We start from the raw sequence: 8,413 nt of genomic DNA on the forward strand, positions 1-8,413 counted from the left end.
TTCTCCGCACATGGCCTTCCGAAGAAGGTCATCGAGGAGGGGGACCCCTATCTGAAGCAGGTTGAGAAAACGGTCAGGCTCGTCATGGAAGGATTTACTCATTTGACCCACTACCTCTCCTTCCAATCACGGGTCGGGAAGGGCTGGCTCGAGCCGGGAACGGAAGAAACGATCCGGCTCGTCCGGGAGTCGTGGTTCGACAACCTCGTCATGGTCCCGATCAGCTTCGTGTCCGATCACCTGGAGACTCTCTATGAGATGGACGTGCTGTTCAGGGAAATGGCGGAAGAGATCGGTCTCAACTTCATCAGGACAGATTCCCTGAACGAATGCGATCTGTTCATAAGCGCCCTCGGCGACGCGGTGCTCAGCCACCTCCTCGACGCAGCCGCCTCCTCGACGGGAACGGGGGCTGGGAAATGAAGAGGGTCGTCATCGTGGGCGGCGGGATCTCCGGGCTTGCAACGGCATATTACGTCAGGCGATTTGCCGATGAGAGGGGAGATGATCTCTCCGTCGTCGTCCTGGAAAAGGAGGCGGAGCCGGGGGGGAAGATGAAGACCTTCCACGAGGAAGGTTTCACCGTGGAATGGGGCCCCAACGGTTTTCTCACGAACAAGCCGGAAACCCTCGATCTGTGCGGCAGTCTCGGTATCGATGACCTGCTCCTTGCGAGCTCCGACTCCTCCCGGAAGCGGTATGTGTTCGTCGATGAGCGCCTCAAGAAGCTTCCCGAGTCGCCGGGGGAGTTCTTCGCCTCCGATATTCTCTCCCTGAAGGGGAGGTTCCGCGTTGCCATGGAGCCCTTTGTTCCTGCAAAGAGGGACGGCGCAGAGGAATCCCTTTTCGCCTTTGCAAAGAGGAGGCTCGGCGCAGAGGCGGCCGAGCTGCTCATCGAACCGATGGCGGCGGGCGTCTACGCGGGGGATCCCGAAAAGATGAGCTTGAGGAGCTGTTTTCCCCTCGTGTATGCCCTCGAGAAAGAATACGGGGGCCTCGTGAAGGGGATGGTGGGAAAGATGCGGGAGCGCAGGAGGATGGGGGTCACGGCGGCGGGAGGGCCGGCCGGGCCCGGGGGCGTGCTCATGTCCTTTACGGGGGGTGTTCAGTCCCTGATCGGGGAGATCGTGGGCAGGGGCGCTTTTTCCCTCCGCCGGGACTGCAACGTGGTGAAGGTCCGCAGGGGAGAGGGGAGGACCTTCGTCGTCGAGTATATCTGCCGTGGCCAGGATTTTGAGGAGGCCGGGGACGCCGTGGTGGTGGCCGCACCCGCATACACCGCCTCCCCCCTCGTAAGCGATGTGGACGGGGAGCTTTCTGACCTGATCGGGGACATATCCTACGCGCCGATAGCGGCGGTGGCCCTGGGTTTCGAGAAGAGGGAGTACGGCCGGGTGCTCGATGCCTTCGGGTTTCTCGTGCCCCGCCGTGAAGGCAGGAGGGTGCTGGGGATACTCTTCGATTCGAGCATTTTTCCGAACCGGGCCCCCGAAGGCCATGCCCTCATCAGGGGGATGATCGGGGGTGCGAGGAGCCCTGAGCTTGCCTTTCGCCCGGATGAAGAGCTGCTCGGCATGATGAAACAGGAAGTGGAGGACATTCTCGGGATCAAGGATGGCCATGTCTTTTCAAGGGTTTACCGGCACGAGATGGGAATACCACAATACCCCGTCAGCCATCCTGCACGGATGGGAAGGATAAGGGACCGGCTCCGCGAGGTGGGCGGGCTGTTCCTCAACAACAACGCCTACGAGGGCATCGGCTTGAACGACTGCGTGAGAAATTCCCGGGACACGGCCAACCAGGTGCTCTCCTACCTCTGGGAGTGACGCCCCTTTTCGCCCTCGGATCTGTTCTTTTCCGGAGAAAAACTTTTCAATAAAATAGAATCAGGAAGCGTCTCAGAAATAAAAGGGCTTGAAGGGGGGTATCATGGCCGGAAGGTGGTCCACGGCGGTCGCGCTCGTGGTGGTTTCCCTGCTCGTTTTCCCGCACTTTCCCTCGCCGTCGCTTGCCGACGACGTGGAGGACACGATAGGCGAGGCACAGAAGCTGTACAAAAGCGGTGATTACAACGAAACGATCAGGGAGCTGGAATTTGCGATCCAGCTTGTCCGGAGGAAAAAGAGCGAGCGGCTGAAAGCTGTCTTTCCCGGGGCCCTTCCGGGATGGGAAGAAAAGGAGGTCGACATAACGGGCGCATCCTCTGCATACCTCGGAGGAGGCATTCAGGCGAGCCGCGAATACACGAAGGGGGGGGCGAAGGTGGTCATCGATGTGTTCATGGACAATCCCTTTCTTCAGGGCATTTTCGCGGTGGTAGACAACCCGCTGCTCTTTTCGCCCGAATCCGAGCCTGTCCGGGTCGGGGGGAACAGGGCGAACCTGTTCTACGACCCCGCTACCCGGGAGGGGGAGCTCAAGCTCGTGTTCAGGAAAAAGGTCCTCATTTCCGTCCGGGGATACCGGATAGGATCGGCCGACCTCCTCAAGGAGTATGCCGGGGGAATCAATTTTGGTTATCTTCAGGAAATTATGGAACGGTAGCTCTATGTACCCGATACGAGAGAGTGTTTTTCTTTCCCCCCTTGATTTCACCCTCAGTCATGGCGGTGGGAAACAGGACAGCGGAGCTGGTTGCGGGGTTCGTATCGGAAAAGAGTCGGGTGATAACTGGTGCGGCGGGAGTACGCGGCGCCGTTGGCTGGCAGGGGGAGCCGGCCCCTCTGGAGGCTTGTTATGAGTGGATACAACAGGATCATTTCGGCAGGTTTCTGGCTTTTCCTCGCGGTAAGTGCCTGCATCGTGCCGCTTGTTTTTTCGGGCTGCGCGGTAAACCCGGTGACGGGGAAAACGGAGTTTCACCTCGTCAGTGTTACGGAAGAGGAGGAGATCGAGCTGGGGAGAAAATCCTACGTTCCCATCGTCCAGCAGGAGGGCGGGTTTTACCGGGACCAACGGCTGGAGGGGTACGTGCAGTCTGTTGGCGACAGGCTGGCGAAGGTGTCCCACAGGCCCGGACTTCCCTACACCTTCCGGGTCCTCAATTCCTCCGTGCCGAATGCTTTTGCGCTTCCGGGAGGATTTATCGTCATCAACAGGGGGCTCCTCGTCGGCCTCTCCTCCGAGGGTGAGCTCGCTGGCGTCCTGGGCCACGAGATCGGGCATGCGACGGCGAGGCACTCCGTCGCCGCATACCAGAGGGCCCTCGGGCTCAACATCGCGCTGCTGGGTGTTGCCGTTGCCGGCGGTTCGAACATGACCATGCAGCTCTCCTCCATCGGGGCCGGCCTCATCCAGAACGGGTTTTCCCGGGAGCAGGAGAGGGAGTCGGACTACCTCGGCGTCGACTACATGGTAAAGGCGGGCTACGACCCGAGGGGTGCCATCGATCTCCAGGAGTATTTTTACAAGCAGTTCGAGCGGGGGAAAAACACTATCTGGATAGAGGGGCTTTTCCGTACCCACCCTTTCTCCGAGGAGCGGCTGGAAAATGTGAAGCGATACAGCAGGGAAAAGCACCCGCAGTCCCTCGACGGGAAGGGGTATGTTGTCAACGAGGGGGTATTCATCGACAGAACGGAACGGCTGAGAGAGGTCCAGCGGGCTTACGATGTCTATGATGAGGGGGTAAAACTCCTGAACAAGAAAGACAGACGGGGGGCGCTGGAAAAATTTCGCCGGGCAATGGAGATGGAGCCGGACCAGGCGCCGTTTCACACCAAAGCGGGCCTCGTCTTTCTCCTTGACGATGATGCTGGCGCCGCAATAGAGTATCTCGAAAAAGCGGTGCAGATCGACCCCGAGCTTGCGGAGTCACGGGTTTATCTCGGAATATCCTATCACGAGGTGGGAAAGTGTGGTCAGGCGGTTGTCCACCTCGAAAAGAGCATGGAGAGCATGCCGACGAAAACCGCGGCGAAGTACCTTGGAAAGTGCTACAGAAAAATGGGGGATTCCGAGAAAGCGGCAAAGTACGAGGGGTTAGCCAGATAAGGGGGGCGGCCGGCATCTCGCTGAAAAGCCCGGTGGAGGAGTCGGATGAAGAAGTGGAGGTGCAAAGTGTGCGGCTACATTCACCTTGGAGATGCCCCCCCTGACATTTGTCCCGTATGCGGTGCCCCGGGGGAGGAGTTCGAGTTGATGGGGGGATGATGTACTGCCGGGTGCCTTTTCCGCTCTTTTTCCGCTTGTTGAAGAAAAGGTCAATTTTGTTAGGAAAAACCTGATAAAATAGTCCCTAACGTGTTCTTTTGCACGGTCTTTGTACCGTTTTGCTTATAGAGAAAGTGTGGGTTCGCGTTTTTTCCCGGGACTGCCTCAATGGAGTCCTGACGTCCGGGAAGAGAGGGAAAATGAGACAAGGAGGGGACGGAATGGAGCTATCGGAAGTGGTGAAGGCGATCCATATTGCTATCGGGAACGAGAAGGGGGCGTGCAAACGGTACCTTAAGTTTGCAAAAAATACGAAGGACGAAAAGGGCCGGGTCGTCCTGCTGAACCTGGCAATGGATGAGCTGGGGCACCTTGAAAAGCTGGAAAAGCAGCTTCACGTCATGATGGAGGGGAAGCCGTGGGTTCTTCCCGTTACCGAGGAGGCGCAGAGAGCGGTGGTGGAAACGGGAGAGGCTGACGTTGACCTCTTGAACCTCGACATCGATACGCTGGACGATCTCAAGGCGCTGGAGGTGGCCCTGGAGTATGAGATCCTTGCGAACAAGTATTACCTCCGGCAGGCGGAGAAAACGGAAGATGAAGTGCTGAAGAAGCTTTTTCTCTCCCTGGCTGCCGAGGAGGAGGTCCACAAGAAGATCATTCAGGCGGAGATCGATTCGATTTCTGATAGCGGCTTCTGGTTCGATTACCAGGAGTTTTCCGTCGAAATGGAGTAAATGCAGGCATAGAGACACGCCGGGACAAACGGGTTTTTCCGTCACCTTTCCCCGAAAAGGGAAGTAACGATACCTGCGGCGAAACATGCGATGTCGGCACCGGCTGAACACCCATCCCGGTGGCGGTCTCCGGAAAAAACGGTTCGGGCTTCAAAACCCGTAAACGCGGAAACCTGCCGGGCACACAACGCTGCACTGGAGTTTGGCGATGTTCGATCTGGAAGCAATAGTAGAGAAACTGAAGGCTGAGGCCGAAGAGCTGGAATACGAGCTGAAGGTGGAGCTGCCCCGCGAGATAGGCGCTGCCATCGAGCAGGGCGACATCTCGGAAAATGCCGAGTATGAGTCCGCCAAGGAGAGGCAGTCGACCCTCATCGGCCGGCTCGACCAGTTGAACAGGCGGATAGAGGATCTGTCGAAGATCAACATGAGCGAGATCCCCCGGGACAGGGTAAGCCTGGGCTCGACGGTTGAGGTGACGGACATCGACACGGGGGAAAAAAAGAGGTACGTCCTGGTGCCTCCCGAAGCCATGGACAGCAACCCCCACTATATTTCCATCATGTCCCCCATCGCCCGGAACCTCGTGGGAGCATTTCCCGGCGATGAGGTATTTGTGGAGGTCCCGAAAGGAGAACGGGAATACAGGGTCGAGAGGGTAATCACCTATTTTGGCGATGTCCTCGAATGAAGGGTCGGGGTGAGCGGGCACTCCCGTGAAATGTCCCTGGAAGGCAAGTCCGCAGCATATCCGTGTGCCTGCAGCCATCCTTTTCAACCACATACGGTTTCCATCACAAGAGAAGACAACCAGGAATATGGAGGGGGATTACAAGAATAATTACGAGGGGGGGTGGAGTGAAAAGAATAAGGGAAATTTTCAGGAAGTATTTTTTTGCGGGATTGTTCTCCGTCATTCCTATCGCTCTTTCCGTTTTTTTCATCCTCTGGTTCTTCAGGAAAATTGACGCTCTTTTTTCACCCGTCGTGTACCGCATATTGCAGTTATTGCTGCCCGGTTACGAAAGGACCCCCATCCCGGGGACGGGTTTCGTGCTCGGCATCATCGCAATCCTTCTCGTCGGGTTCTTGAGCAAGACGTTCCTCATCAGCCGGTTTTTGGACTTCATAGGGACGGTGCTGAAGAAGATACCGCTGGCCAAGTCGATCTATTCGACCCTGAAAACCCTGACAGAGGCGTTTTCCCCCGAGAACATGGATTCCTTCCGGGAAGTGGTCCTCGTCAGGTATCCCCGCACAGACAGCTATGCCGTGGGATTCCTGACGAAGAAGATGCTGTGTGGGGATGACGAGCTCATCGCTGTTTACGTGCCCACGAACAACCTCTACCTGGGGGACGTGCTCTTCATCAAGGAAGAGGACATGGTCAGGACCCGCCTGTCTGTCGAGGAGGGGATGCGTGTCGTCGCGTCGGGAGGGACGGCGGCACCGGATTACATCGATGGCGGCGGGAAAAAGAATTAAAGAGTTGACAGCACCGGGGCGATAACTGTATAGTGGATCTCTATATCGGGTAAACGCGGAGAGAAAATGATCGATTTCACGGGAAAGAGAACATCTGGCCTCGCACTACTTCTGCTCCTAACGGGGGTGGTGTCCGCAGGCCGTTAATCTACGGGTGAAGGAAAATTCGAGCCGCGGGCGCCACAGGGCACCGCGGCTTTTTTGTTTTGGAAAAGCCGCATCGACTTCGAGGTCACCGCGGCTTTTTTATTTACCCTGATGCAGGGGGCAACATTGATGGAACCGTTCAAAATGAGGGACAGAATCGTGGATGTGAAAAAAAACGAGGGCTCGAATGGATTTCCCCTGCCCTACGACGCGTTTCCCCTATGCGAGGGGGCTGGGATGGGCCGGCGTGAAACAGGGCAGGAAAAAATAGAGCAAATACGTGACAGGAGGGAGCAAAATGGCTGAGAGAGTTTTCATTTTCGATACCACGCTCCGTGACGGGGAGCAGGTACCGGGGGCAAAGCTTGCGATGGAGCAAAAACTCGAGATCGCAAAGCAGCTTGCCGTCCTGAAAGTCGACGTGATCGAGGCGGGTTTTCCCGTGTCCTCGCCGGGGGATTTCGAGGCGGTGAGCGCAGTCGCCCGGGAGGTGAAAGGCCCGGTGATTGCCGGCCTCTGCCGGGTGGTGAAAAAAGACATCGAGGTTGCCTGGGAGGCGGTCAGGAACGCGGAGCGGCCGAGGATACACACCTTTGTGGGCACGTCGGACATTCACATTCAGAAGAAGTTCAGGGCCGACAGGGACAGGGTCTTCGACTGGGCGGTGGACGCGGTGAAGTTTGCCAAGTCCCTCTGCCCCGACGTGGAGTTTTCGACGGAGGACGCCTCCAGGACCGATTTTGACTACCTGTGCAGAACCATCGAGGCGGTCATCAAGGCGGGAGCCACGGTGATAAACGTTCCCGATACCGTCGGGTACGCCATACCGGAGGAGTTCGGGGAGAGGATTCGCCGGCTCCGGGAGCGCGTCCCGGCTCTCGACAAGGTGATCCTCTCGGTGCACTGCCACAATGACCTGGGGCTTGCAAGCGCCAACACCCTCGCGGCGATCAAAAATGGGGCACGGCAGGTGGAGGTGACCGTGAACGGAGTCGGCGAGCGCGCGGGCAACTGCTCCATGGAGGAGGTCGTGATGGCCCTTCGCACGAGGAAGGATTTCATCGGGAATTACACGACGGGGATCAACGCGAAGGAGATATACAAGACATCACGGATGGTCAGCAACCTCATGGGGCTCGTCGTCCAGCCGAACAAGGCGATCGTGGGGAGCAACGCCTTCGCCCATTCATCGGGGATACACCAGGACGGGATTCTCAAGGACAGGGCAACCTACGAGATCGTCAAGCCCGAGGACGTGGGCGTGTCGGCCCACCAGTTCGTCCTCACCGCCCGGTCTGGGAGGCACGCCGTAAAGGACAGGATCAAGGAGTTGGGATATACGCTTACCGATACCCAGTTCGGGAATGTCTTCGACCGCTTCATTGAGATTGCGGACAAGAAAAAGGAGGTCATGAACGAGGACCTTTCCATCATCATCGAAGAGGAGCTCTTCAAGATCCCCGAGACGTACCGGCTCAGGCACGTGCAGATCCTCTCGGCATCACAGGGGATTCCCATGGCCGCCCTGAAGGTGGTGCACAAGAACCGGGTCATCGACGAGGCCTCGACGGGCAACGGGCCCATCGACGCGGCCTACAAGTGCGTCGAGCGGATCGTGAAGCGCAAGTTCAGGCTCGTCTCCTTCAACCTGAACGCCGTGACGAGCGGCAAGGATGCCGTGGGTGACGCCACGGTCAGGGTCCGGGCAAACGGCTCCGTGTATCTTGGCAGGGCCACGAGCACCGATATCATCGAGGCGGCTATCAAGGCCTACATCGCAGCCATCAACAAGGCGATCTACTTCGAAGAGAAGGAGAAGAAGGAGAAAAAACCGGCGGCGAAGAAGAAGGCTTCAGCAAGAACGGCAAGAAAGGCAAAGACGGCATAAG

Annotated in this window: 9 protein-coding genes and 1 pseudogene; all 10 read left to right on the top strand. The window is 57.7% G+C overall.

Features of this window, described 5'->3' with window-relative positions; genetic code table 11:
- Positions 1–423: hypothetical protein (locus GTN70_04100; protein ID NIO16172.1), on the top strand; the 423-nt coding region annotated here is incomplete at its 5' end.
- The gene (gene hemG / locus GTN70_04105; protein ID NIO16173.1) at positions 420–1,829 is read left to right on the top strand and encodes a protoporphyrinogen oxidase; all 1,410 of its coding nucleotides are present in this window, start codon (positions 420–422) and stop codon (positions 1,827–1,829) included. The genes GTN70_04100 and hemG, both read left to right, overlap by 4 nt.
- A 103-nt stretch (positions 1,830–1,932) precedes the next feature.
- Positions 1,933–2,547, top strand: coding sequence for a hypothetical protein (locus tag GTN70_04110; protein NIO16174.1), 615 nt, complete (start codon positions 1,933–1,935; stop codon positions 2,545–2,547).
- A 192-nt stretch (positions 2,548–2,739) separates the two neighbouring features.
- A complete protein-coding gene (locus tag GTN70_04115) occupies positions 2,740–3,996 on the top strand; it encodes a M48 family metalloprotease (GenBank protein NIO16175.1) in 1,257 nt (418 codons plus the stop codon).
- A 45-nt stretch (positions 3,997–4,041) separates the two neighbouring features.
- Positions 4,042–4,122: pseudogene (locus GTN70_04120) on the top strand (rubredoxin).
- 254 nt (positions 4,123–4,376) lie between these two features.
- Positions 4,377–4,892: a rubrerythrin gene (locus GTN70_04125; protein ID NIO16176.1), complete on the top strand. Its 516-nt coding sequence runs from the start codon at positions 4,377–4,379 to the stop codon at positions 4,890–4,892.
- A 208-nt stretch (positions 4,893–5,100) separates the two neighbouring features.
- On the top strand, positions 5,101–5,583 hold the full coding sequence (locus GTN70_04130; protein ID NIO16177.1) for a transcription elongation factor GreA: 483 nt from the start codon (positions 5,101–5,103) through the stop codon (positions 5,581–5,583).
- 167 nt (positions 5,584–5,750) lie between these two features.
- A complete protein-coding gene (locus GTN70_04135; protein NIO16178.1) occupies positions 5,751–6,377 on the top strand; it encodes a DUF502 domain-containing protein in 627 nt (208 codons plus the stop codon).
- Positions 6,378–6,653: 276 nt separating this feature from the next.
- Positions 6,654–6,830: a hypothetical protein gene (locus tag GTN70_04140; GenBank protein NIO16179.1), complete on the top strand. Its 177-nt coding sequence runs from the start codon at positions 6,654–6,656 to the stop codon at positions 6,828–6,830.
- Complete coding sequence (locus GTN70_04145; GenBank protein ID NIO16180.1) at positions 6,823–8,412, top strand: 2-isopropylmalate synthase; 1,590 nt, start codon at positions 6,823–6,825, stop codon at positions 8,410–8,412. The genes GTN70_04140 and GTN70_04145 overlap by 8 nt, the downstream gene beginning before the upstream one ends.
- The last annotated feature ends 1 nt before the right edge of the window (position 8,413 follow it).

The organism is Deltaproteobacteria bacterium (genome assembly GCA_011773515.1).
In the GTDB taxonomy this organism is placed as follows: Bacteria; Desulfobacterota; Deferrimicrobia; order J040; family J040; genus WVXK01.

Bases quoted from the DNA above. Each gene is read 5' to 3' on its own strand.
- GTN70_04115 (NIO16175.1), top strand. From the start codon at position 2,740: ATGAGTGGATACAACAGGATCATTTCGGCAGGTTTCTGGCTTTTCCTC.
- hemG (NIO16173.1), top strand. From the start codon at position 420: ATGAAGAGGGTCGTCATCGTGGGCGGCGGGATCTCCGGGCTTGCAACG.
- GTN70_04130 (NIO16177.1), top strand. From the start codon at position 5,101: ATGTTCGATCTGGAAGCAATAGTAGAGAAACTGAAGGCTGAGGCCGAA.
- GTN70_04145 (NIO16180.1), top strand. From the start codon at position 6,823: ATGGCTGAGAGAGTTTTCATTTTCGATACCACGCTCCGTGACGGGGAG.
- GTN70_04110 (NIO16174.1), top strand. From the start codon at position 1,933: ATGGCCGGAAGGTGGTCCACGGCGGTCGCGCTCGTGGTGGTTTCCCTG.
- GTN70_04125 (NIO16176.1), top strand. From the start codon at position 4,377: ATGGAGCTATCGGAAGTGGTGAAGGCGATCCATATTGCTATCGGGAAC.
- GTN70_04140 (NIO16179.1), top strand. From the start codon at position 6,654: ATGGAACCGTTCAAAATGAGGGACAGAATCGTGGATGTGAAAAAAAAC.